The sequence below is a fragment of the Flagellimonas chongwuensis genome, assembly GCF_013376415.1.
Classification (GTDB): Bacteria; Bacteroidota; Bacteroidia; order Flavobacteriales; family Flavobacteriaceae; genus Flagellimonas; species Flagellimonas chongwuensis.
Map to the genome: position 1 here is coordinate 350981 of NZ_WYET01000007.1, position 22448 is coordinate 373428.

Consider the following 22448-nt stretch of genomic DNA (forward strand, 5'->3'; position numbering starts at 1 on the left):
TTTTTGGTTTAATTGGTTTTCACATCATAGGCACTACTGTTTATTAGGATTTTTAATTGTTATTACATTATCGTTCTTGTCATAGCTAAAGTGGGTATGGGCCTGTATGGTTCTTAGCACATGATCTATATTTTCTTCATCGAACATTCCGGTGAACCTCCGCTCATCCAACTCCTTGTATGTATTGTAAATTTTTATATTGTATTGGCGCTGTAGCCTTTTTATGATTTGTCCCATGGATTCATTTTCAAATGCTAAAATTCCTTTGGTCCATGATATATATGAGGCAACATCAACATCTTCGACCATAAAATCCGTGTCTCCGCCAACAACACTGGTTGCTTTTTGCGAAGGTTTGAGCATTTGTATATCCCTTGAATTTAAGTTGGCCGGATTGCCCACACCTACGGAACCTTCTACCAGAACCACTTCTGCCCGACCATCATCCTCATATGCGGAAACATTGAAAACAGTCCCAAATACTTGGGTATACATGCCCTCCGTTTTTACGATGAATGGTTTTTGTGGGTTTTTGGCAACTTCAAAGAATGCCTCGCCATTCAGTTTCACCTCTCTGGTATCGGTTCCCTCAAAACTTGATGGATAAGTGATACTAGACCCTGAATTGAGCATTACAACCGAACCATCTTGTAAGGTTATGGATAAATTTTTCCCAAATGGCACCCTGATTGTATTGTTACTAACCTTATCCTTCTTTCCTTTTTCTTGCTTTTGGGACAGCATACCCTTCACCATAGATACCACCGTGTTCCCATTTTTACTCTGTATAGTGGCATCGGATTCAGGGTCAATGGTAAGTACTTCCCCATTGTCCAATTGCAGTGTTATCTGGTCAGGGGCATCATCCACTGGGACGTTAACAACTGTTTCTTGGTTCAACAAAAAGAACAATGAGGAGCCGACAGTGATCATTATAACCGCTGCATACTTCCATATATGATTTTGGGCATATAAGGGCCGAACCCTCACGGTTTCCTTTTTCTTGATTGTATGTAGGAAGTCTTCAAAAGCTTCTTCAGTTTGCCAAGATTTATCCTCATAGTTGACCAAAAAATCTGCTTGTACTAATTTTTTGAAAACCTCTTTATTGTTTCCCTTCTTTACCCATTCATATAAAATGGCCAATTCTTCTTGAGAAGCTTCTTGGTTGATATACCTGGTAATTATTCTTCTGATATCAATTTTGGTCATTTGAAAAATATTGTCACTTTTAGAAGAGACGCAACTTTTTCAAAAAACCCTTACATAAATTTATTTTTTTAACATTTTAAATATGAAGTAACCTGCTATTTTGAAGAATTTTTAGACAACAGATGTTACATGCCGAGCATATTTTGGGCAGGGAAAGTCTTATAAAAATGAGGTGAGTTGTGCTCTCAAGCGTTTCATGGCCTTAGCCATATGTACTTCTACCGTTTTAATTGAAATATGCAGCTGCTCGGAAATTTCCCTATACTTGAGCCCTTCTTTTTTACTCATTATAAAGACTTTTTTGCACTGCTCGGGCAGATTATCTATTTCCATCTCAACTCTTTTGAGTCGTTCCTCAAAAAGGGATGTATCTGCATTGACCAGTTCTAAATAGGCTTCTTGTTTAAGGTTTTCGAGCAATTCAAACTCTTTTTTCTTTCTTCTTTGGGAATCAATGAACAGATTATAAGCTACTTTGAAGAGGTATCTTTTCAGTTTATCTTTGGATAAGGAAAGTTTTTTTCTGTTCTCCCATATTTTAATGAAGGTTTGCTGCGCTATATCTTCAGCAATCTTTGGATTCCCGGAAATCGCTGTCATATAATTACAAAGCTCCCCATGGTACAATTTAAAAAGGTGACCATAGGCCTCTTTGCTGCCACTCTTTAACTGCGCAATTAGGTAAGATTCATTTTTGAAATTGTCTTGGTCCATTTTTTCGCCTCTCATTTTAATGTGGAAAAGCAAAAAGGAATCAACATAAACTTATTTATATGCCTTTTCTATTTCTCCACAGAAACGCTACAGATTAAACTAAATCAAGTAGCGAATACCTTAAACGCGAAAGTGCCATATGATGTAAACCTCCCCCAAAGAGGCCTTCTCTATAAAAGAAGAATTGTTTTCACCTTTTGGATTTAGTAAAAAACCAATTGAAATTGTACCAAAAAACGTTAACAAATTATAAAAAAATCTTTAAATAGGTCTACTACTAAAGATTTTTTTTGGTAAAGGAATGTATTTGGTCAGTATGCCAAACCTTTCAATATGTACATCGTATAAGGTGAATACATTAAAATTACCACATTCACCTTATACCAATGTTGGCCTGATCGGTTATCCGAATATCCTAAAAAGTCTTGACTTTTACTGCCCCATCCTTCAAATTAAACTCAAATGTACCGGAACTAAGCTCATAGGTGCCGACTTTGATTCCATGGCGTTGCCCTATTTCTTTAAATTCAACACCTTTAATCGGTTTAAAGGAATCTTCTCCTTCTGTTCCCATTGGCAAATAAAGCGTTGCACTTGTATTGGCCGGGACAGTTGCTTTGTAAGATAGCATGTTTCCTTGGCCATCAGAAGTCCAACTGCTATATATTTTCCCATAATTTGATTCATAACTACCTGATAGGGATTCGAATGTACCGGCTACCTGTGGCTGTAAAACAAAATGCTTATAACCAGCCTCTCCATTTTGATGGTCGGTAGTGATGCCCAATTGAAACTCGTACATCCATTGGCCAACTGCACCCAGGGCAAAGTGGTTGAAGGAATTCATCCTGTTTTCGTTGTTTTCCTTGAAAGCGGCCTTAAACCCGTTCCAACGCTCCCAAATAGAAGTTGCCCCTTTAGTAACGGGATACAACCAGGAAGTGTAATCGGTACTTGAAAACAATTTGTACGCTTCAACAACCTTGCCTCCTCGGCTCAATGATGGTAAAATATTCGGTGTGCCCAAAAAACCTGTGGTTATGGTGTAGGGTAGAAAATCTTCGGTAACCTGTTCGTTGTTCATTCCAAAACCACCCAAAGGACCTTGCCTGCCCGGATACACCACACGTGTGCCATCTGCAGTTGTATTACTGGTTGACGGTTGAGCGACCAATCCAGCCAATAAAGCTTCGGCCTTGGGTTTATTCTCTTCGCTGAACACATTAAAATTCAATGGAGTGGCATAAGAGGTCTGGGAATGTACAATAAGTCCAGTTCTTGGTTCTTTTGGCAATTATACTTAACAGTACAGAACACTTAAAAGAAAATAGTCTGGTATGCCGTTTACCTTAAATCCCCAGAAGCTCAGGCCGCATTGGCCGGAGGAAGCGCCCCCAATGTTGCACCCGGACCATTGGCCTACAACGCCTTGGGAATTTTTGGTGCCATTGCCGTGGTCTTGGCTGGATGGACAACGGCCAATCCGACCATTTATCGGGCCGGTCTGGCTTTCCAGGCCATTATACCAAAAACATCTACATTTTGGGTAACCATCATTGCGGGCAGTGTGGCCACGTTGGCCGGACTTTTCCCCGCCTTTGCCATGAAGCTATTGGATTTTGTGGCACTGTACGGGTTTATATTGGCACCAATGGGAGCCATAATTGTATTTGAGCACTTCTACGGAGAAAAGGCCAACATCATAATAGATTATGCCGAAAAAATGAACGTAAAATTTAACAGGGCCGTATTCTGGGCCTGGGCCATCAGTTTTGGACTATGTTATTTTATCTCGGTGACCTTTGATGTCTTTTTATCCTTTATGACCTTGCCCGCTTGGTTATTGTGCGGCGTGCTGTTCTTGGCGATGTCCAAAAAACGAAGCTAAAAACACTTTGATTCCGAAAGAAAATTAAAAGAAGTATCTATTGCAAAAGTAACTGCACTAACTTTTGAATCTATAAATATAAGGAGCCCTATTCTGGGCTCCTGTATATTTTTTGCCCAGTCGTTCCAATACATCAAGGCCCAATATTTTCTTTTGAAAATTGTTCATGGGAAATTCCTTGTCATAAACAGCCTCGTAAAGCTCCTTGACCTCCCGCATGGTAAATTCATCAGGAAGAAGATTAAAACCGATTAATTTCTCATCAAGGTTTTGTCGAAGGGATTTATGGGCCTCACCAACAATCGTATTATGATCATGCGTCATTTCGGGCAAGTCCTCTATGCTCACCCACTTTAGAAATTCCTCAAACTCTCCGATTTTAGGGTCCACCTTGTTCAAATCCACCAAGGCGTAATAGCCAATACAAACAAAACGATTTGTTACCCAATCAATGGCCTCATCATCAAATTTTTTAGGATCAAAATCCTTTAGTCCGGCCCTTACCACTTCCCTATACCCACTTCCAATGATCCTATCAGGACCTCCGAAGGCCCTAAACTGCTCTAAATAAATATTGTCCAATCCCGTCCTTTCCATTAGGATTCGCGAAGCGGCCTGATCGATACTTTCTGTTTGGAGAATGTAGCCCCCAGGAAGGCTCCATAAATCCTTTCCATAACTTAGCTTGGAGATCAACACCTTTAATTCTTTGTTTTTATACCCAAAGATCACACAGTCAATCGATAGTTGTGCTATATAATCCCCTGTTCGAAACTTATCCATAATTATGCTATTGAGGCAGCCTGTACATATACAAAAGTACTATTAGTTATGCGGCATAACGATGCTACACTATCACAATTTAAACCTATTATCTTTTATTTAGAAAATAAAATGTATATTTATCATGCACACAAAACTAAACAAAGTAATCATGAAGCACTTTTTTCAACTTCAGGAATACACTTTGGGCAATATACTGCATCTGTTCCAAAAGTATTCCCTGTTTTTTCTTGGACTTTTCCTCTGTTCATCCATCTATGCCCAGAACGATTCCATTGCCATCATCAAGCTACTTGAAAAAGAAGGGCTTACCTGGCGTATGGGCGACAAGGAGGCCCATGCCGATTGTTGGAGGGAGCGACCTTACAGCCGCATATTGGTATCCACTGCGGATGGACGTACAATCGACGTTCCCACAAAAACGATTATAGACCCACCATCGGATATGCCGGGCAAGGGCGGGTTTGCATTCCATACCAACCACAAAATGCGAATTGACAAAAATATTGCCTGGGTAGCACACGATGAAGTTTCGGTCGGTACAGATGGTAAAGAGACCCTTTCCAATGAAATAAGATTTTTGGAAAAATTTGATGGCGATTGGAAGTTGGTAGGACAGTCGAACCACTTTTACAATCATCCACCAGAAAACAAAATCGACACCACCAGTTATATTCAAACAGTGGATATTGAAACCGGTAGAATAGAGACCGTTCTCACTATTAACGATCATTTTGAAGCACCCAACTGGCATCCAGATAATTATTTAATTGTCAACAGCAAAGGGAAACTATATACCTTGGACCTCGAAACAAAGGATTTACAACAATTGGACACCGATTTTGCCGACCAGAGCAATAACGACCATGGTATTTCCCCAGACAGCCAATGGTTGGCCATTAGCCACAACGATATAAACGACCCCTCCCCAAAGCCATATAAGTCAGCTATTTATGTACTTCCTATTGAAGGTGGTAAACCTAGAAGGGTTACCTCCGAAGTAATGTCCTTTTGGCATGGTTGGTCGCCGGACGGAAAACGATTGGCCTATTGTGCCGAGCGAAACGGTAATTACGATGTGTATTCCATAAGCGTTGATGGCGGTAAAGAAAAAAGATTGACCACGGCCGAAGGTTTGGACGATGGCCCGGACTATTCACCCGATGGAAAGTACATCTACTACAACTCCTACAAATCTGGTCATATGCAGATATGGCGCATGAACACCAATGGCAAAAAACAGGAGCAGTTGACCTTTGACGAAAACTCAAATTGGTTCCCGCACCCATCTCCTGATGGAAAATGGATTGTGTATATTGCATACACTTCTGACCAAAAACAAAACCATCTATTTGGAAAGCAGGTCAAACTAAGGTTGATGAACGTTGAAACAAAGGACATAAAGGATATTACACCGGTTTTCTTTGGTGGACAAGGCACCATAAATGTACCCTCTTGGAGTCCAGACAGCAAAAAATTGGCCTTTGTAAGCTATTCCGTCAACTAAAAAAACCTCTAATTATCAAAGCACATGAAAAACAACAATCAAAACAAACGACGAAAATTTTTACGGCAAATCGGGGCCACAACTTTGGCCTCGGCAGCCACACCATTTGCATCCTTTGCGGCAAAGGCTAAAGCTGAGGAACGCATTTTGAGATATGACCGAACATTTTCCAATAACGATACGGTACGAATCGGGGTAATAGGATACGGGGTACAAGGTCATTTTGATTTAAGAACTGCCCTACAGGTTCCCGGTGTTGAACTTGCAGGTATCTGCGATATTTATAAAAGTAGATTGGTACGGGCCCAAGAAGAGTTCGGAAAGGACCTGTATGTCACTAGAAGCTACAAGGACCTTTTGGACAAGGAAGATATTGATGCCGTTCTTATCTGTACTACCGATGTATGGCACTCCCAAATTACATTGGATGCCCTTGCCAAAGGCAAGCACATTTACTTGGAAAAACCGATGATGCACAAAATTGAGGAAGGTTACCCAATGATGAAAGCCGCGGACAAATCCGGTAAAGTTTTTCAGGTGGGGAGCCAACGAGTGAGCAGCGTGGGCTATGCAAAGGCCAAAGAGCTTTTGGCGGCCGGTGAAATTGGCGACCTAAATATGGTACAAGCTGCCTGGGACCGCCAAAGTTCCATAGGGTCTTGGGAATACACCATCCCGGATGATGCCAGCGCGGAAACCACAGATTGGGATACATTCACAGAGGTTACGGAAAAAATGGAGTTCGATGCAAAAAAATTCTTCTGGTGGAGAGCATATAAAGAATTTGGAACAGGTGTGGCCGGTGACCTCTACATTCATTTATTGAGCGGCACACATTTTATCACTAATTCCAAAGGACCGGAAGATATCTACAGTACCGGACAGTTCAGCTATTGGAACGATGGTAGGAACATGCCCGATGTTATGTCCGGGGTAATGCAATATCCAAAAAGCGAAGAGCACCCGGCGTTTCAATTAAACCTACGGGTAAACTTTATCAGTGGTACGGGAGGTCAAGAAGTTATCCAATTGATAGGCTCCGAAGGCACCATCACCATTGACCGTAATGATATTATTGTCAGTTACAGCAAAATGCCCGAGGCTCCAGGTTTTGGAGGATACGATTCCGTATTCACCTTTCCGGAAGCCATGCAAGAGCGCATGCAAGCCGCATACAACTCCAAATGGACTGAAGCACAGCAAAAAAGACATCCAAAAGGCGACGTTATCCACAAAGCGCCAGATGGATATAGCGACCATTTAGATCATTTTACCAATTTCTTTGATGCCATAAGAGACGGTAAAAAGGTGGTGGAAGACGCGGAGTTTGGTTTTAGGGCCGCTGCACCTGCCCTAGCCTGCAATACCAGCTATTTTGATAAGAAGATTATGCACTGGGATCCCCTTAAAATGAAATTGGTATAAAATAATTTCCCCACCATCTTTTGGAAAGAAAAAGGAGGCAATAGGATAGTTTTTCATTGGTATCTCGGATTGTTTTATCATTGTTTGGATTAGCCTATTGTCTTCACCAAAAGTTATTTTTATACTAAAAACCTTAACTAAGCTTTGTTGCCCTCCAACTTATTGATATATTTGCATGTTTCAATATATTATAGCATTTTGAACTTAAAACAAATAGAACGGATTTCGAAAGCGCTCAGTGATGTTAATCGCTTAAAAATTGTCCAGGCCATCCAGTCTTGCGATGGCAAACTGGAATGCAGTACTATCACCGCCTCTTTGAACCTATCGCAGCCATCCGTAAGCCATCACATAAAAAAATTGGTAGATGCCGATTTGATAGAGCCCCAAAAAGAAGGTAGGTTCTACTTTTATACCCTAAACCATGAGGTTATGGAAAGTTATTTGTCATCACTCAAAAAGCTATAATTTTATTTCAAAAATATATCGATACATATAAATATATGGATTCAAAAAAAATTGCGTACTCTATTTTAGAATTGGCTGTTCTCCCAAAAGGAAGCACCATCAACCAAGTCTATAAAAATACCGTCGCATTGGCCCAAAAAGCGGAAGGGTTGGGCTATGAAAGAATGTGGTTTGCAGAGCACCACAATATGCCAGCGATTACCAGTAGCGCCCCTGAGATATTGATCGGCCATGTGGCCGAAGCCACTACAAGTCTTCGATTGGGCTCCGGAGGTATCATGTTGCCCAACCACTCCCCTTTTGTGGTAACTGAACGTTTTGGGACATTGGCAAACCTATACCCAAATCGTATTGACCTTGGTCTGGGAAGGGCTCCCGGCACCGACCAACCTACGGCGCATGCCATAAATCCCGGTTTTATTGAAGCCACTCATTCCTTTCCCAAGGATATTGAACAGATCCAACAATATTTTTCGCCCACTAACCAAGATTCAAAAATTAGAGTTCCGCTGGCCGAGGGAATGGATGTACCCATCTACATTTTAGGCTCAAGCACCAGTAGCGCCCGATTGGCCGCCCAGAAAGGGTTACCCTATGCATTTGCAAGTCATTTTGCCACGGCACAACTGTTCAATGCGCTCGAAATTTACAGAGATCAATTTCAACCCTCGGAGGCATTGCAAAAGCCTTACGTTATTGCTGGAATTAACGCAGTAGTCGCTGAAACGGATGAGCAAGCAGAGCGTTTGTACACTTCTGCCTTAAGAATGGTCATAAATATATTGTCCGGCACGCAAACGCAGTTTATAGAACCTCCTACGGAGATGAGCACTAGTTTACAGGAGGTACGACAGCATCCTGCCATTATGCAAATGACTCGCTACAGTTTTGTTGGAAGCAAGGAAACCGTAAAAAAGCAGGTAGAAAAATTTATTGGGCAAACCCAGGTCGATGAAGTAATTGTCTCTTCCATGATGTATGATAGCGATGACCGTATAAAATCGGCAAGATTGTTTGCTGAGATCATGAAGGACATCAATGAAAATGCCGAAATTGCCAAAACATCATCTTCATTTTAGCTTTTTGGCCAAGAATAGCTTTCCTTTTTTATAACGTATACTGAAACCAACCATTAAAAAGACAAGCATCAATAGCCGGCATTCCAAAGAGAACGTATGAAAAGATTGATCAAAATTGACAAATTTGTGGTAGGTATAATCCTCGCAATACTACTGGCCTACTTTTTCCCTGGTCTTGCCAATAGTGAAAGTGCGGTTCCGTTAGATACTATTTCAGGAATCGGGATATCGCTCATTTTCTTTTTTTATGGACTAAAACTCAATCCCGAAAAAATAAGGCACGGATTAAAAAATTGGCGTTTGCACATTATGGTGCAATCCTTCGTTTTCCTAATTTTCCCATTATTGGTGATTATTTTCTACCCACTGTTCAAGTCGAGCGATTATTTACATATCTGGCTTGCCTTCTTGTTTATGGCCGCACTTCCCTCTACCGTTTCCTCCTCGGTGGTGATGGTTTCCATTGCAAAGGGGAATATTCCTGCGGCAATTTTCAATGCAAGCATATCAGGATTGATCGGCATTGTGGTAACGCCACTGTGGATGGGTATTTTCTTGGAACATCAATCAGGTGATTTTAGCCTATTGGATGTCTATACCAGTTTGATATTACAGATTCTATTGCCCGTATTTCTTGGATTGTTACTACATCGATATTTGGGCGGGTTTGCTACACGATATAATGGTTATCTGACCCTTTTTGATAAGTTGGTGATTCTATTGATCATATATAAAAGTTTTGTGCACTCTTTTGAAGATGGAATATTTAACTCGGTGAAATTGGAGCAACTGGTCCTAATCTACTCAGGTGTACTTGTCCTATTCTTCTTGGTTTACTTTGTCATAGGCCGGGCTTCCAAACTACTTAAGTTTTCTACAGAGGACACCATTACAGCACAGTTTTGCGGCACCAAAAAATCCTTGGTACATGGAACCGTTTTCTCGAGTATCTTGTTTCCCGCTTCTTTTTCGATAGGGATAATTTTATTGCCGTTGATGCTTTTTCACGTGACACAGATTTTCATCATCAGTATTGTTGCCAGTAAAGTCTCCAAACGTAATGATACTGGGGAAATAGTCACCTCTAATCAATAAAGCAAACAGCACGGCATAAGCGTAACAACCACTTTTTGGGGTAAACAGGTTGCCATTTAATCAATGGAGTCTTGATTCGTGGAATCAGTCTTTATGGCGGTACTATCTGTTGCTTTATCGGATTCGGACCACTCCTTGTACTTTTCCATGCTTTCGGTTTGACTTTCTTTGACCTCCCTTAGCTCCTCTCCCTGTTTTGGGTGATTCAATTTTTTTTCCCGGCAGGAAGTGGCAAGAGCCATCAAAATGGATAATGCGAGCAATAAACCATACTTTTTCATCATTTTGTTTTTTAGGATTCTACAGAAAAATAATATGTCTTTCTCTTGAACATGGTTCTTATCCGTTCGAAAATTATCTTGATTCAAATAACTACATAAACTACTGTTAATCAATTAGAAATGAATCAATTTTTTCTTGGAAAAAGCAACTATTTCCCTTCAATCTCCAGTACCTTGAAACTGTAACAAGAGCTGGATGTTTCCAGTTTTATTTTAAAAGAAGTATTAACAAAAAAACACATTATGAAAACTTTGAAAACAATAACCGTATTGGCAGCTTTTTTAGTTGCTTTCGGAACTTTTGCCCAAAACAGCAAGGACAAACAAATTATTGAAGATGCCAAAAAGGCTAAAAAACAGCTCATTGCAAAAGATGCTGGACTTAAAAAGTTCTTTGAGACATCCACAGGGTATGTAATTTTCCCAAATGTTGGTGAAGGTGGATTTATCTTAGGAGGTGCTTCGGGAAACGGAGTGGTATATGAGAACGGGAAGAAAGTAGGAATGGCCGACATGAAAAAGATTGATGTTGGGCTCCAAGCAGGAGGCCAGGCTTTGACCGAAGTTATCTTTTTTGAAACAGAAGACGCTTTAAACGAGTTTAAAACCGGAAGCTATGCTTTTTCGGGCGACCTTTCTGCCATTGCCGTAAAATCCGGGGTTTCCAAAAACGCAGATTATGACGATGGCGTGGTCGTATTTGCCATGCCTAAAGCGGGACTTATGGCAGATGCCTCTATCGGTGGGCAGAAATTTGAATATGTTCCTTTTCAATAGGATGTAACACATAGCTATCAAAAAAGGTCGGTATTTCTACCGACCTTTTTTTTTACCTAGAATCAAACTTATGGTTTGATCTTGGCATCCGAATATACGTTCTATAAGTTCACAAATCCTTTTTCACCGGAACTGGAGGACACATTGCTTTCCTCGGCATTAAAGAAAGGTACTAACTTACTGTTCTCATTATCCCAAAAAAAGGCATTTTCCATATTAACACTGATAAGTGTAAGGTCGGGGTCTTCCTTACCTTCGAACCAATTGAGCAAATGATGGTTCCATAGTTCCTCTTTCTTCTGCTCGGCTATAATATGTGTAGCATTTCCAAAAATGGACAAGTATTGCTGCTTGTTATCATCATTATAGATTATCTGAACCCGGTTGTCTTTCTCAATATCCTTAAAAAGTCCACTATCCTTGGAAACAAAGAACCAAAGATCTCCTTTTTCATCCATTTGTTGGACGGTCATCGGGCATACCGAAAATGGTATGGTATTTAAATTACTGGCCATCATCACAGTTTTCTGTTCATCTATCAAAGTCCGTACTTTTCGGAGTCCTTCCTCATTCTTCATATAATTTCTCTTGTTCATTGTTTTTATTTTTATGTATTATTGATTCAGTTATATCATCCGGTCAAAAAGTTTTCTTACCATATTTTATCTACTGGCTTTGCTCCGACCATCATCCTATACTTTAGTTTGGTCATTGCATATGGATGATTTCATAAATCTAACCGAAATACAACTGTTGGCTTTGCTCTTTAGATAAGATGTTGGACGTAATCAATTAAATCGCGATATTCCCATTCCCGATTCAATGTGTTCACATTCATGATTTTGCCGACATACATCCACCATATACGGCAATCTTTCAACCAGTAACGTCAAAAAGTCCGTCGTCTGTGCTTTATATTAATGCTCAACGGTACTGGGAAGCGGTACCATCCAAATGAATTTTTAACCTTTAAAAAAATAGTTATGAGTATTGCAGATAAAAGAAAATTTAAACGAAAAGTAAAACAGAATAATCCAACAAACCCTACTGGTAACACCAATATCGATACGAACAAATTTGATATTGATGAGAATACTATTAAAAAACAGCAGAATAAAGAATAATAAAAATAACTGTTAGTAGGTTAAGAAAAAAGCTCTCGTAAAGAGAGCTTTTTTTAATGTTAATAAGTCCCGCAAGGATACTTTAATAATAAATGGATAACATAGTTATGTTATGAATATATAGAGATACAACATTAATGTTGTAATTATTTTATGCTGAAATAGCAAAGCTTCTCTGTTTGTCCTTATACTCTTTGGGACTACAGTTATATTTTGCTTTAAAGATTTTTGAAAAATAACTTCTACTGATAAAACCAATGCTGTAAACAACCTCGGAGATGTTCATATCGGTGGTCTTGATTAGATTCTCTGCCAATCGTACCCTAACATCCCTTATATAGTCCGTTACCGTGGTTCCGTGCATCATTTTAAAGCCCTCTTGCAATTTGGAAGGCGATAAACCTCCTTTTTTACAGAGATATGCTACAGATAGTTGTTTTTCGGGATAGTTGTTGATAAAGACGGACAATTCCCTTACAACCTCTCTTTCCTTTTTGGTCAATGAAGATTCTTGTACCGTCGCATTCTTAAGGTCATCGGAATGCTGCTGAATCTCTAGGGCCAAGATTAAATGCACCAATCCTTCAATCATTAGTTTTCTTGCAATTCCGGTCACGGATACGGTGTTTATTTGACGTACCTTTTCCGCTACTTTTAGGTTGTAAGAACCTATGTATGCAAAATTGTCCACAACATTATTCTTAAAGAACAGTTTTTGTAGCTCATGGTTTAAATGATTTTCGTTTCCCGCTCTTTTGGTAGGACTCACAATAACAAGTATCATTTTAAGGCGCATCTCCTTCTCAAAATAGAGAACATTGTCCTGTAACGTTTTGCTTGTTAGGATACCTGTCTGAAAATTTTCCAATTCATGTCTTTCGCCATTGGGTCCAAAGCTGTGCGACACTTGACCTTGTGAGCAATAGGCAAAACAAATTGGGGTATATTGGGTAGAACTGGCCACTAACATAACATCTTCCGTGAATTCCATGTCAAACTCCATGTAGGATATGCCTCCTTTAAAAGAAATGCCTTTTATGAGACCTTGCCCTAATGGATTGTCTATTTCGAGAATATGCTCCTCCGCATCATGTGTTAGGTTACCTGCAAAATCTACTTGCAATTGTTCGAATACTTGATGGATTTTTGCTGTTTTTAGGGATATCGTTTTCATGGCTTATTGTGTTTTAGGTTGTTTTTTTCTATTACTGATTGATAATGAAAAATCTTGTTTTGTAAAGATCATCAACCAAGCCACAAACTATTTTATACAACTTTTGGATTCTGTTATAGAACTTTTTGATATGCCTTGAAATTGTGTTAAAAAGCTCTTAAACGAGCTTTTAGGGAGAGTTTTAGAGTGTGTACCGGACTAAGCAGGGAGGTAGATGGTAAAAACGGAGCCTTTGCCTTTCTTACCTGAAGCTTGGATATAGCCATGGTGGTTTTCGACTATTTTTTTGCAAATGGCCAATCCTATGCCCGTGCCGGAATATTGGTTTTTGGAGTGAAGACGCTGAAACACTTCAAATATTTTCTTTGCATTGGTGTCATCGAAGCCTATCCCATTATCGGAAAAAGTTATTTTAAAGCAATGTTTGGAAGGTTTCAAGAACTCTTCAGCAATCTGGTCATTGCCAACCATTTCAGATGCAACCCTTATCTTGGGAGCCACTTTGGGATTTCGATATTTTAAGGAATTGGACACCAAATTGCCGAAAAGTTGCTCAAGTTGGAAGCCTACTCCATGTACCATGGGCAGATTATCCCAAACAATTTCTGCATCCTCAGCCTTAATGCGTTCTGCATTTTCTTCGCTGACCTTTTTCATAACACTGTTCAGGTCCACTACCTCAAAATCATCGTGGGTACTATCTATTCGAGAATAGTTCAATAGGTTACGGATCAAGGATTGCATCCTGGCCGCTACTTTGTCTATTCTATCAAAATATACTCTTCCCCTCTCGGACAATTTATTTTTTTCCTCCCCATCAATACGGGATATAAACATTTGGATTTTTCGCAAGGGCTCCTGTAAATCATGGCTTACCACCCTATTGAATGACTCCAGCTCCACATTGCTACGCTCTAGTTCAAAATTCTTTATCCGCAATGTATTTTCTGCAGCTATCTGGTCGGATACGTCCTGTACTACACCGATCATTACAGTTCTACCATCCTTTTGTATAAACTGGCCCTTGGTACGTATGTGTTTTACTTCTCCGCTTTTAGATATGATTCTGTATGTATGGTCCCGTGGTTCTTTTTTTGCCCTATGCCATTCCCCGTATTCATCATATTGCTTCAAATCGTCCGGATGCACAAAACTCCTGTATCGTTCCAGTGATGGTTTAAACTCGTTTGGTTCGCACCCCAATATTCGGTAGTAGTTTTCGGATATTTCTGCCTCCCCAGTATCTAAATACCATGTATAACTTCCAATTTTTGCCACCTTCTTGGCCTCGGACATAATAAAGTTCTGAACTTCCAGTTCTTGGTTGGCCCTTAGTAGTTTTTCCTTGGCATTGTACTCCTCTGTATTGTTTCGCACTACTTCCAATATTCCCCCATCCATTGCCCTAACAAAGGTGTGGAACCAAAATTGTTGGCCCTCCACAGTAACCTGACGTTCGAAATCTATGGTCTTGTTTTCAAGAAAACAATCTATCATTCGATGCAGTTCGTTGTTCTTGAGAATAAACGGAAAAACCTCGGTTATCGGCTTTCCGAGAAGTTCATCTGGTTCTAGGTTCAAATAGTCCCTGTTGCATATATTGGCAAAGGCTACCCTAAAATCGATTACCTTTGCATTGGAATCGTAAATGGGCTCATAATAGTTCATGATGTTATCGGTACTCTGAACAATGTTCTGCAACAAAGCCTCAGAGGTTTGAATTTTATTTTTGTGCCTCCGTAACCTGAAAAATGCTATAGTGAACATAACAATGGAAAACAGGGCAAGGAACAATGTGGTTAGCGGCGTAAGAAAGGTAAGCCTCCTATAGGTCACCAATTTGTCCTGAAGAAAGTTCTCGTTATTCGCCAGCATATTCCTCTTGAATCCCCTAAGTTTTTTTAGGATGGAAGCTGCTCTCTCCACATACACCATGGCGGTTGAATCTGCCTCCATTGGTTTTACCTTACCGTGTAATGCGGTCAGGGTCGTATGTAGGCTATCCTTTAACTTTGATACCGTATCCAAATTTCTCCGATGGTAGGGCATCTCCTTGACCAGTCCATACAACCTATCAAAGGTTCTATCATTCTGCAACTTATGGTCTATGTATGATTCTTCAAAAGTTGAATCCTTTAAAATCACAGATCTGAACTCTGCAGACTCCATCAAGTCATATTGGGTGAACAACTTATTTATTTCTTTGTCCACCGTTAAGGAATGGGATACCATCTCTGCGGAAACCTCCAAATCCCTTATCTGTTTGAACAATACGGTGGTAATAAAAAGAAGCAATACTATGGCCAATGCCAAGGCGATTCTGTCCACTACGGGTGATTGGGCTATGCGACGAAAAATCTTAAAATCCATTAGTAGTTGCAGTAACCTATTTTAAGGTTTTATTATAAGTAGCACATAATTAAAATATATGCTGCTCAATTTTGATCACAATCGCAACAAAAAATTATCCCGATTGAGGTTAGAGGTATGGTACTGCCAATTGATCTGCAAAACCTTCTCTATGGAATCCCTCAATTTACTAAAGTTATTGGGCTTGTTCAAATAAACATTGGCTCCATTGACAAAAGTTTCCTCAATATCGTTTTCGGAACATGAAGTTGAATATATGGCAATGCACACATCATTGAGTTTTGGATTTGAACGAATCTCCTTTAAACACTGCATTCCATTTTTTATGGGCATGTTCAAGTCCAAAAAAATCAAATTCGGTAGAATAATGTTCGGAAGGTTCAGATAGTCCATCAATTCCTGTCCATCGCTCAATAATGATAGTTTTGTCCGGATGGAAATATCCTCAATAGCTTCTTGGAAAAACAAGCGGTCGTCCTCATCATCATCGGCAAGGGCTACATTTAAAATCTGTTTGCCTGAATTGGCAGGAATTTTATTCATATAGTTTGTTGTATTCTAGTACCCCTTCGTCTTTCCAATATTTCTTGAAACTTGGTAGGTGTCAATCCCGTTATTTTCTTAAACTGTCCGGACAAGTGCGCTACACTACTATAGTTTAAACGATAGGCTATTTCTGTTAATGTTAGGTCGGTGTCGGCCATAAGGTCTTTGGCATGGTCAACTTTTCTGAGAATCACAAAATTCTCTATTGATGTATAGGTTGTTTCAGAAAAAAGATTGGAGAGATAGGTATAGGAATAGTTCAATTTATCGGCAAGATACTCGGAAACCTTTTGCGATTTCAACCGATCATCTTCCAACATTTCGTTTATGGTATTTTTTATTCGTTGCACCAAGGCTGTTTTCTGGTCGTTCAGGACATAAATGCCATATGCATTCAAATTATTGAACAATTCCTGCATCTCTTCATCGGAAATTGCCCGCTTTATCTCTATCTCACCTGTACCATGAAGCACGTGAGGAATATTCAATTTATCCAATTGCTCCTTTAAAATGGTTTTACAAGTGATATTTAAATCATATTTGACACTAATTTTCATCTTTCTCTTGCATAATTTGGCAAAGTCTCTTTAAGGCCAGGGCAAGCCATTGCAAGTATAGACTAAATTTAAATAATTATTTAACACAATTGCGGTGTTTTTGGCCAATATTGAACTTACCGTATAGAGGGAGGGAAGATGTCTTGAAGTCCTATTTAATAATTTAATACACTATGTTTACTAGAAAATACATCTGTTCATCGGAACTAATGTTCACACCATACATTTTAGAAGAAAAATAAGTAGTGTAAGTATGGTAACGTATTATGGGAAGGTTTTGATGATACACTATTATAGTTAAATGAGGGGTTTAGAAATCAATGCTTGCCTTATCGGAAACATTCTCTTCAGGGATAGCCTTGAAGAATTCAGCAGCATCCAGATCGGCATTGGGGCCATACCCTAATAAATGGGTACCCTTTTTTCCATCATTGGTTTCCAAAACATATAAAATCGACATATCCGAAGGGTTGCTCATGCCTTCATAACGATGATCAGCAACAATATGGATGTCATTCGGTGAATAGGTTGTTTTGGAATCGGAAGCAATCAATTTTCCTTCCTCGAACCTAAAATTGGCAGTATATCCCTTTTCCTGATATGCTTTTATATAATCCTTTTCATGTTTTGCGTTTTCATTTTCCATACCTCATGTCATTTTCATCAAATATGAGAAAATACAACTATTTTAGTTGACACAGAAACTAACATTCTTGACCCATTTAAAAAATAAAATTGGCACATAATTGAAAAATATACGTAATTAACAGTTTAAAACTAAATAATAGGGTCTTTGGCAATCTTCTTTTTACAAGTTGATAATAGCCCGGCCATAGCCTAGCCATACAGATTATAGCAATGAGCGTTACATTTGAAATACGTGATACGGACACCAAAGAATTCATCAACGACCTGGCCGATAATCTTAAAATAGGGGTCGAGGAAGAAAACAACGAACACTGTATACGGTTACCGTCCAAATTGGGTTCCGGATTTATTAAGGGTACTTGTTTTGAAAACGGAGTGGGTGTTTTGGAATTTGATTTCCGCCTAAAAAAAGAGCTGGTACTGGAATTAAAAAAAGGATTGGTACACCCTTTAAAATTGATTTTTAACAGAGAGTGCCCAATTCTGCATAAGTTTGAAGGAACCGATGGTGAGCATGAAATACAACGATTGGAGAACGCTATTTTATCGAGCACGCCACACAACAACCATATATTCCGTTTTCCGGCCAATCAACCCATTTGTGTTTATAGTTTGGAAATCAACAGGAAACTTTTTGAGGATAAGATCAGTGAATTTCTTTCCGAAATGAATACAGATTTGATGGATCTCTTCCGTGACCTGAACGGTACCCAACTGTTTTATCACAAGTCCCATTACAGTCTGGAAATTGCAAAGTTTATGGAAGAATTTACAGAGTGTGATCTAACTGATTTTATGAAGACTGTATATCAGGAAGGCAAGGCATGTGAAATACTTTCACATCAGTTACAACAATATCTAGATGATCTGAACGGGTCTGGGGAACATAAAATACTAAGGCAGGCCACCTTGGCCAAAATTGAAAAAGCTGCGGAAATAATCCATGATGAGCTCAACAGAATGGACAATATTGTTAGTTTGGCAAAAAGAGTGGGACTAAACCAAACCACATTACAGCTTGGGTTCAAACGGCTTTACAATGCATCGGTAAACGAATACATCCGAAATTACAGGATTGAAAAGACCAAAGAATATCTGGAAAATACCGATATGAACATTACTGAAATAAGTTATAAGGTAGGGATAAATTCCAGAAGCTATCTTTCCAAGCTCTTTAAGGAAAAGTACAATATCACACCAAAAGAATACCACACTCAGGTCAAAAATGGCCATTCAAAATAATTTTACCATTTTGATTTAACCATTCTTATGCGATTTTTATGATTGTGCAATCTTCCCCAATCTTTTTATGATGTTTAGGTCATTGGAGATTTTGTTCATTTGTTGCCGAATAATTGCCTCTAGGCTGGAAGGCAAATCTATTTCCTGCAATACTTCCCTATAACAATCAAGTGCTGCTCCCTCAGCCAATATCGCTTCCCCAAAAACAGACTCATTTCTGTTCATGGAAAAATCCATCCATCCCTGTTGCAATGTTCCTGCAGACCCTACGTTTTCCTTTATTTCTTGATTGAACTTCATCATCTCTATTTTCAGCTCATGCCCAAAATGACAGCGTTCCTTCGCCTTTTCTAAAAAAAAGTTTTTTAAAGAGGGACTATCGGCCAATTTCCCTACTCTTTCGAATCCGTTTTCGGCTCCGTATATTTTTTCCAGAAGATCATTAAGTTTCTTCCCCAGTAATTGCGAATAGTCCATTTCCTTTTGATTTTAAGATCTAGGAGATTGCTTTATTGGGGGGAGCAAGAATTCATCCTTTTAACTAAAGATACTTCAAAATAAAGTTCGGAGACTATCTCAGAAAAAATGATTGTTGACCCATTTAATCAGAATATCCGTACAAAGAACACCAAAATACACTTTTTACTGCCTTTCAATGGAAGAACACTGAGTTGCTCTCCTCTTTTTGAGTCAATATTTTTTTTGAATATGCTAAGTTAAAAAAACAAAAACATATAGCTTCACCCTACCAATAATTATTATTGGAATAACCTAGCCATCAACTTTAAGATGACTCATTATGAATAAGAAAGATCAAAAACAGCCTCAAGAAAATACGGAACTGGTTAAAGATGAAAACAGCCCCAAACGAAACTATATTTTCCAAAAAAGCGGTATTACCAAGCTAGGATTTGTAATCATATTGGCTATACTCATACTCATCATATTTGGAATTGTTCTTTCGGGGCTCTTTTTTGAAACACCGGACTTTGCTGCCTAGGCATTGTACTGGTATAATGTTTTACTTTTGGCCGGCTTAACCTGGATTCAACTTTCCCAAACCTCTTTAAATGCAAAATCTTCTTGAGGTATTCTTTGTCGGTCGGCCTGCTCGCTTTCCTGAAGTTTTTTGGGCAGCTTATCCAGTTGTCCACCATAATATCCTACAGCAATAGCGGATGAAACATGGTATCCGTCCGGTACATTGAATTCTTTCTCGGCTTTTTTCCAATCCACACCGGCCATGTGGTGCAGTCCTATATCCAAATATTGGGCTTGTACGGACATACTTCCCAAACAAAGCCCCAAATCGTGCAGCGCATGGAAGTTTTCTTTTCCTTCATCCGTTGTTTCTTTGTAAATGGCCAACATTAGCAAAGGGGCTTCTGGAGCCCATTTCTTGTTAAAATCACTTAAGCAGTCCACAATCTTGTCAAAAGCTTCGGCCCCTTTTTCGGCATAAATGAATCGCCATGGTTGCAAATTATTTGAACTGGCGGACCATCGTGCAGCTTCAAAAAGTTGATTCAATTGGCCTTTTTTAATTTTCTCCTCCCTAAATGTTCTGGGGCTGTATCTTTGCTTTAGCAAAGCAAAAATTTCGTGATTGGTATCCGCTATGTTACCTAGTCTGATTTGTTCCAATTCTTTTTTCATTGCTCTTTTTTTATTTAAGTATACTTTTATCAATTCAAATCGGTTGTTGCTAAACCTTATTATTTTGACGCTATTGCGTTTAAGAACTCCCATCGTTTTTTATGAGGAATCGTGAATTTTCTGATTTTTAACTTACACTTTATCAAAGATTTTCTTTGCCATACTCCCTTTTGTATATCCTTACGATCACTAAAAACAGATTGATCAGCAAAGGGCCAAAAACCAGGCCTATGAATCCAAACAGCGGTATTCCCACAATAACCCCTATCAAGGTAATCAGTGGATGCACATCGTCCAGTTTTTTGAGCACGTACAATCTAATGAGGTTATCCGTTAAGCCTACCACAACAATCCCATATATCAGAATCCCCCAAGCTTGAAAGGTTTCCCCATTGCTCAAGGAGAGTATAAAGACCGGAAGGGTTCCTAAAAAATTACCTACAAAGGGAATCATGGAGCCAATGGTAACCATGAGAGCCCAAAAAAATGGGTTTTCGATTCCAAATATTAAAAAACCTATCAAAGCAACCACCCCTTGGGCCAATGCCACCAACGGGATACCCAATGTATTTGCTCTAACGATATCCCTTATCTCGCACCCTATTACCTTTAAGTTTTTATTGCTTATCGGAATATAATCGTAAAGAGTTTTATATAATTTTTTCTGATTGGTGAGCATATAAAAAAGGAGAAAGTACATTATGGATATGGCGATTGCGGTATTGAACGTGCCGCCCACCAAACCTTGTAGGCTTCCCGATAGCCATTCGGATACAGCGGAAGCATCTACTTGTGAGCTGAATTTGTACCCCACTAAATTTTCAAAATACTGTATTTGCGATTTTATGATGGATGTGAGCTTTTCCGAATTATCCAACGCCTTGCTGATTTTGTTTCCCAACATGAGCAAGGCTCCCGAAATCGGTAACAGTATAATGAAAAAGGACATTACCATTAATAAACTGGCAGACAGTACTGGATTCCATCCTTTGTCCACCATTTTTTTCATGGGCTTTTTCAACAATACGAACAAAGTTATGGTTCCGAGCACTCCCGAAAAATAGGGCGCCATTTCCAACATGATCAATCCTCCAATCAATATAATTAAAAGGAGAATAAAAATCTGGCGGATTATTTTTGGGTGGATATAATTCATAAACTTATTTAAATTGAAATCGCTTTTATCAGTGGTTTCTCAAAGCACCTATGAGCTCTTTCTTCGACATTTTTGAACGGCCTTCTATACCTATCATCTTGGCTTTTTTATAAAGCTCTTGCTTGGTCCATTCTTCATAAGGGTTTGCTTTGCCCCCTTTTTTTCCGGCATCTGGTGTATTTGCGATTCGGGCCGACTTTTCTTTACTATAACCCTTATCCCTCAGAGCTTCATATTGTTCTTCATTTTTTATTTGTGGATTTGGCATAACACTAATTTTTGATTTGTTGTAAGATTTCATATCCCACCTCTTCAAAATTTAAAAAATCAAGGCGTTACGCTTGCCCCATTTGACTTTTTTATTGTCTTTAAAGACATCATCAGCCTTTTAGTAACAGTAGAAAAGCTAAACTTTTTATTGCGTTAATATTTTAAGTTTCCGGGGCGATCTCCCGCGATGGAAAGAAATACATTGGATGTATAATTATTAATTTAAATTATACAGATATGAACAATGATCAATTAGAAGGCAAGTGGAAACAGGTAAAAGGAAAGTTCAAAGAAAAATATGGTGAGCTTACCGATGACGACCTGAAATATTCCGAAGGAAAGTTTGACCAAATGTTGGGAAAACTTCAGGAAAAGACAGGAAATTCCAAAGAAGCTTTGAAAAAGGAAATAGAAAGACTATAACCGTTTTCAATTATTCTTGAGACATGCCCTCAAATTTATTTGGGGGCTTTTTT

Annotated in this window: 26 protein-coding genes; 11 read left to right on the plus strand and 15 right to left on the minus strand. The window is 39.1% G+C overall.

The genetic code is table 11. The annotated features are described in order from the left end of the window. Positions 1-33 precede the first annotated feature (33 nt). From GUA46_RS14230 to GUA46_RS14240, 3 genes are all read right to left on the minus strand, one after another. A complete protein-coding gene (locus tag GUA46_RS14230) occupies positions 34-1212 on the minus strand; it encodes a FecR family protein (RefSeq protein WP_176621048.1) in 1179 nt (392 codons plus the stop codon). A gap of 159 nt (positions 1213-1371) precedes the next feature. Further along, entirely contained in the window at positions 1372-1926 is a 555-nt protein-coding gene (locus tag GUA46_RS14235) for an RNA polymerase sigma factor (protein ID WP_176621049.1), read from the minus strand. A gap of 415 nt (positions 1927-2341) precedes the next feature. Beyond that, positions 2342-3220, minus strand: a complete 879-nt coding sequence (locus GUA46_RS14240; protein ID WP_176621050.1) for an alpha-L-rhamnosidase-related protein — start codon at positions 3218-3220, stop codon at positions 2342-2344. 81 nt (positions 3221-3301) lie between these two features. On the opposite strand from GUA46_RS14240, the gene GUA46_RS14245 reads away from it, so the two are divergent. Beyond that, positions 3302-3814: a purine-cytosine permease family protein gene (locus GUA46_RS14245; protein ID WP_313790875.1), complete on the plus strand. Its 513-nt coding sequence runs from the start codon at positions 3302-3304 to the stop codon at positions 3812-3814. A gap of 57 nt (positions 3815-3871) precedes the next feature. On the opposite strand, the gene GUA46_RS14250 is transcribed toward GUA46_RS14245, so the two are convergent. Continuing rightward, positions 3872-4597 (minus strand): NUDIX hydrolase, encoded by a 726-nt coding sequence (locus tag GUA46_RS14250; protein WP_176621051.1) that lies wholly within the window; start codon positions 4595-4597, stop codon positions 3872-3874. A 151-nt stretch (positions 4598-4748) separates the two neighbouring features. Here GUA46_RS14250 and GUA46_RS14255 point away from each other — a divergent pair, with 151 nt between their 5' ends. The 5 genes from GUA46_RS14255 (at position 4749) to GUA46_RS14275 (ending at position 10171) form a co-directional block, all read left to right on the plus strand. Continuing rightward, entirely contained in the window at positions 4749-6104 is a 1356-nt protein-coding gene (locus GUA46_RS14255) for a TolB family protein (protein WP_176621052.1), read from the plus strand. 24 nt (positions 6105-6128) lie between these two features. Then, a complete protein-coding gene (locus GUA46_RS14260) occupies positions 6129-7529 on the plus strand; it encodes a Gfo/Idh/MocA family protein (protein ID WP_176621053.1) in 1401 nt (466 codons plus the stop codon). Between the two features lie 198 nt (positions 7530-7727). Continuing rightward, complete coding sequence (locus GUA46_RS14265; protein WP_108244459.1) at positions 7728-7997, plus strand: ArsR/SmtB family transcription factor; 270 nt, start codon at positions 7728-7730, stop codon at positions 7995-7997. 35 nt (positions 7998-8032) lie between these two features. Continuing rightward, positions 8033-9076, plus strand: a complete 1044-nt coding sequence (locus GUA46_RS14270; RefSeq protein ID WP_176621054.1) for an LLM class flavin-dependent oxidoreductase — start codon at positions 8033-8035, stop codon at positions 9074-9076. Between the two features lie 96 nt (positions 9077-9172). Further along, the gene (locus GUA46_RS14275) at positions 9173-10171 is read left to right on the plus strand and encodes a bile acid:sodium symporter family protein (RefSeq protein WP_176621055.1); all 999 of its coding nucleotides are present in this window, start codon (positions 9173-9175) and stop codon (positions 10169-10171) included. A gap of 56 nt (positions 10172-10227) precedes the next feature. Here GUA46_RS14275 and GUA46_RS14280 read toward each other — a convergent pair whose 3' ends face one another. Next, positions 10228-10455, minus strand: coding sequence for a hypothetical protein (locus GUA46_RS14280; protein WP_176621056.1), 228 nt, complete (start codon positions 10453-10455; stop codon positions 10228-10230). 240 nt (positions 10456-10695) lie between these two features. Here GUA46_RS14280 and GUA46_RS14285 point away from each other — a divergent pair, with 240 nt between their 5' ends. Then, positions 10696-11229, plus strand: coding sequence for a lipid-binding SYLF domain-containing protein (locus GUA46_RS14285; RefSeq protein WP_108244401.1), 534 nt, complete (start codon positions 10696-10698; stop codon positions 11227-11229). A 101-nt stretch (positions 11230-11330) separates the two neighbouring features. On the opposite strand, the gene GUA46_RS14290 is transcribed toward GUA46_RS14285, so the two are convergent. Further along, positions 11331-11825, minus strand: a complete 495-nt coding sequence (locus GUA46_RS14290) for a pyridoxamine 5'-phosphate oxidase family protein (protein WP_176621057.1) — start codon at positions 11823-11825, stop codon at positions 11331-11333. A gap of 387 nt (positions 11826-12212) precedes the next feature. Between GUA46_RS14290 and GUA46_RS14295 the strand changes: the two genes are divergently transcribed. Next, the gene (locus GUA46_RS14295) at positions 12213-12353 is read left to right on the plus strand and encodes a hypothetical protein (protein ID WP_176621058.1); all 141 of its coding nucleotides are present in this window, start codon (positions 12213-12215) and stop codon (positions 12351-12353) included. A 151-nt stretch (positions 12354-12504) separates the two neighbouring features. Here the strand turns inward: GUA46_RS14295 and GUA46_RS14300 are convergent, their stop codons facing one another. The 5 genes from GUA46_RS14300 to GUA46_RS14320 all read right to left on the minus strand — a co-directional run bounded on the left by GUA46_RS14300 (position 12505) and on the right by GUA46_RS14320 (position 17646). Then, positions 12505-13527 carry a helix-turn-helix domain-containing protein gene (locus GUA46_RS14300; RefSeq protein WP_176621059.1) on the minus strand — a complete coding sequence of 341 codons (1023 nt, stop codon included), beginning with the start codon at positions 13525-13527 and terminating at the stop codon, positions 12505-12507. Positions 13528-13725: 198 nt separating this feature from the next. Next, entirely contained in the window at positions 13726-15897 is a 2172-nt protein-coding gene (locus GUA46_RS14305; protein WP_176621060.1) for a sensor histidine kinase, read from the minus strand. A gap of 75 nt (positions 15898-15972) precedes the next feature. Beyond that, positions 15973-16440, minus strand: a complete 468-nt coding sequence (locus GUA46_RS14310; protein ID WP_108244407.1) for a response regulator — start codon at positions 16438-16440, stop codon at positions 15973-15975. Beyond that, complete coding sequence (locus GUA46_RS14315; RefSeq protein ID WP_108244408.1) at positions 16437-17000, minus strand: helix-turn-helix domain-containing protein; 564 nt, start codon at positions 16998-17000, stop codon at positions 16437-16439. The genes GUA46_RS14310 and GUA46_RS14315 overlap by 4 nt, the downstream gene beginning before the upstream one ends. Positions 17001-17310: 310 nt before the next feature. Beyond that, positions 17311-17646 (minus strand): hypothetical protein, encoded by a 336-nt coding sequence (locus GUA46_RS14320; RefSeq protein ID WP_108244409.1) that lies wholly within the window; start codon positions 17644-17646, stop codon positions 17311-17313. 212 nt (positions 17647-17858) lie between these two features. On the opposite strand from GUA46_RS14320, the gene GUA46_RS14325 reads away from it, so the two are divergent. Further along, complete coding sequence (locus tag GUA46_RS14325) at positions 17859-18890, plus strand: helix-turn-helix transcriptional regulator (protein WP_176621061.1); 1032 nt, start codon at positions 17859-17861, stop codon at positions 18888-18890. A 36-nt stretch (positions 18891-18926) separates the two neighbouring features. Here the strand turns inward: GUA46_RS14325 and GUA46_RS14330 are convergent, their stop codons facing one another. Beyond that, a complete protein-coding gene (locus tag GUA46_RS14330; RefSeq protein WP_108244411.1) occupies positions 18927-19367 on the minus strand; it encodes a DUF2383 domain-containing protein in 441 nt (146 codons plus the stop codon). Between the two features lie 322 nt (positions 19368-19689). Between GUA46_RS14330 and GUA46_RS14335 the strand changes: the two genes are divergently transcribed. Then, complete coding sequence (locus GUA46_RS14335; protein WP_108244412.1) at positions 19690-19890, plus strand: hypothetical protein; 201 nt, start codon at positions 19690-19692, stop codon at positions 19888-19890. Positions 19891-19937: 47 nt separating this feature from the next. Here the strand turns inward: GUA46_RS14335 and GUA46_RS14340 are convergent, their stop codons facing one another. The 3 genes from GUA46_RS14340 to GUA46_RS14350 form a co-directional block, all read right to left on the minus strand. Continuing rightward, the gene (locus tag GUA46_RS14340; protein ID WP_108244413.1) at positions 19938-20546 is read right to left on the minus strand and encodes a nitroreductase family protein; all 609 of its coding nucleotides are present in this window, start codon (positions 20544-20546) and stop codon (positions 19938-19940) included. 142 nt (positions 20547-20688) lie between these two features. Then, positions 20689-21702 carry an AI-2E family transporter gene (locus tag GUA46_RS14345; RefSeq protein ID WP_176621062.1) on the minus strand — a complete coding sequence of 338 codons (1014 nt, stop codon included), beginning with the start codon at positions 21700-21702 and terminating at the stop codon, positions 20689-20691. 28 nt (positions 21703-21730) lie between these two features. Next, on the minus strand, positions 21731-21970 hold the full coding sequence (locus tag GUA46_RS14350) for a DUF7218 family protein (RefSeq protein ID WP_108244460.1): 240 nt from the start codon (positions 21968-21970) through the stop codon (positions 21731-21733). A gap of 239 nt (positions 21971-22209) precedes the next feature. Here GUA46_RS14350 and GUA46_RS14355 point away from each other — a divergent pair, with 239 nt between their 5' ends. Beyond that, complete coding sequence (locus tag GUA46_RS14355) at positions 22210-22395, plus strand: CsbD family protein (RefSeq protein WP_108244415.1); 186 nt, start codon at positions 22210-22212, stop codon at positions 22393-22395. Positions 22396-22448: the final 53 nt, after the last annotated feature.

Bases quoted from the DNA above. Each gene is read 5' to 3' on its own strand.
- GUA46_RS14310 (WP_108244407.1), bottom strand. From the start codon at position 16,440: ATGAATAAAATTCCTGCCAATTCAGGCAAACAGATTTTAAATGTAGCC.
- GUA46_RS14255 (WP_176621052.1), top strand. From the start codon at position 4,749: ATGAAGCACTTTTTTCAACTTCAGGAATACACTTTGGGCAATATACTG.
- GUA46_RS14355 (WP_108244415.1), top strand. From the start codon at position 22,210: ATGAACAATGATCAATTAGAAGGCAAGTGGAAACAGGTAAAAGGAAAG.
- GUA46_RS14345 (WP_176621062.1), bottom strand. From the start codon at position 21,702: ATGAATTATATCCACCCAAAAATAATCCGCCAGATTTTTATTCTCCTT.
- GUA46_RS14325 (WP_176621061.1), top strand. From the start codon at position 17,859: ATGAGCGTTACATTTGAAATACGTGATACGGACACCAAAGAATTCATC.
- GUA46_RS14330 (WP_108244411.1), bottom strand. From the start codon at position 19,367: ATGGACTATTCGCAATTACTGGGGAAGAAACTTAATGATCTTCTGGAA.
- GUA46_RS14300 (WP_176621059.1), bottom strand. From the start codon at position 13,527: ATGAAAACGATATCCCTAAAAACAGCAAAAATCCATCAAGTATTCGAA.
- GUA46_RS14290 (WP_176621057.1), bottom strand. From the start codon at position 11,825: ATGAACAAGAGAAATTATATGAAGAATGAGGAAGGACTCCGAAAAGTA.
- GUA46_RS14230 (WP_176621048.1), bottom strand. From the start codon at position 1,212: ATGACCAAAATTGATATCAGAAGAATAATTACCAGGTATATCAACCAA.
- GUA46_RS14340 (WP_108244413.1), bottom strand. From the start codon at position 20,546: ATGAAAAAAGAATTGGAACAAATCAGACTAGGTAACATAGCGGATACC.
- GUA46_RS14280 (WP_176621056.1), bottom strand. From the start codon at position 10,455: ATGATGAAAAAGTATGGTTTATTGCTCGCATTATCCATTTTGATGGCT.
- GUA46_RS14285 (WP_108244401.1), top strand. From the start codon at position 10,696: ATGAAAACTTTGAAAACAATAACCGTATTGGCAGCTTTTTTAGTTGCT.
- GUA46_RS14275 (WP_176621055.1), top strand. From the start codon at position 9,173: ATGAAAAGATTGATCAAAATTGACAAATTTGTGGTAGGTATAATCCTC.
- GUA46_RS14295 (WP_176621058.1), top strand. From the start codon at position 12,213: ATGAGTATTGCAGATAAAAGAAAATTTAAACGAAAAGTAAAACAGAAT.
- GUA46_RS14315 (WP_108244408.1), bottom strand. From the start codon at position 17,000: ATGAAAATTAGTGTCAAATATGATTTAAATATCACTTGTAAAACCATT.
- GUA46_RS14350 (WP_108244460.1), bottom strand. From the start codon at position 21,970: ATGCCAAATCCACAAATAAAAAATGAAGAACAATATGAAGCTCTGAGG.
- GUA46_RS14320 (WP_108244409.1), bottom strand. From the start codon at position 17,646: ATGGAAAATGAAAACGCAAAACATGAAAAGGATTATATAAAAGCATAT.
- GUA46_RS14235 (WP_176621049.1), bottom strand. From the start codon at position 1,926: ATGGACCAAGACAATTTCAAAAATGAATCTTACCTAATTGCGCAGTTA.
- GUA46_RS14335 (WP_108244412.1), top strand. From the start codon at position 19,690: ATGAATAAGAAAGATCAAAAACAGCCTCAAGAAAATACGGAACTGGTT.
- GUA46_RS14305 (WP_176621060.1), bottom strand. From the start codon at position 15,897: ATGGATTTTAAGATTTTTCGTCGCATAGCCCAATCACCCGTAGTGGAC.
- GUA46_RS14260 (WP_176621053.1), top strand. From the start codon at position 6,129: ATGAAAAACAACAATCAAAACAAACGACGAAAATTTTTACGGCAAATC.
- GUA46_RS14250 (WP_176621051.1), bottom strand. From the start codon at position 4,597: ATGGATAAGTTTCGAACAGGGGATTATATAGCACAACTATCGATTGAC.
- GUA46_RS14270 (WP_176621054.1), top strand. From the start codon at position 8,033: ATGGATTCAAAAAAAATTGCGTACTCTATTTTAGAATTGGCTGTTCTC.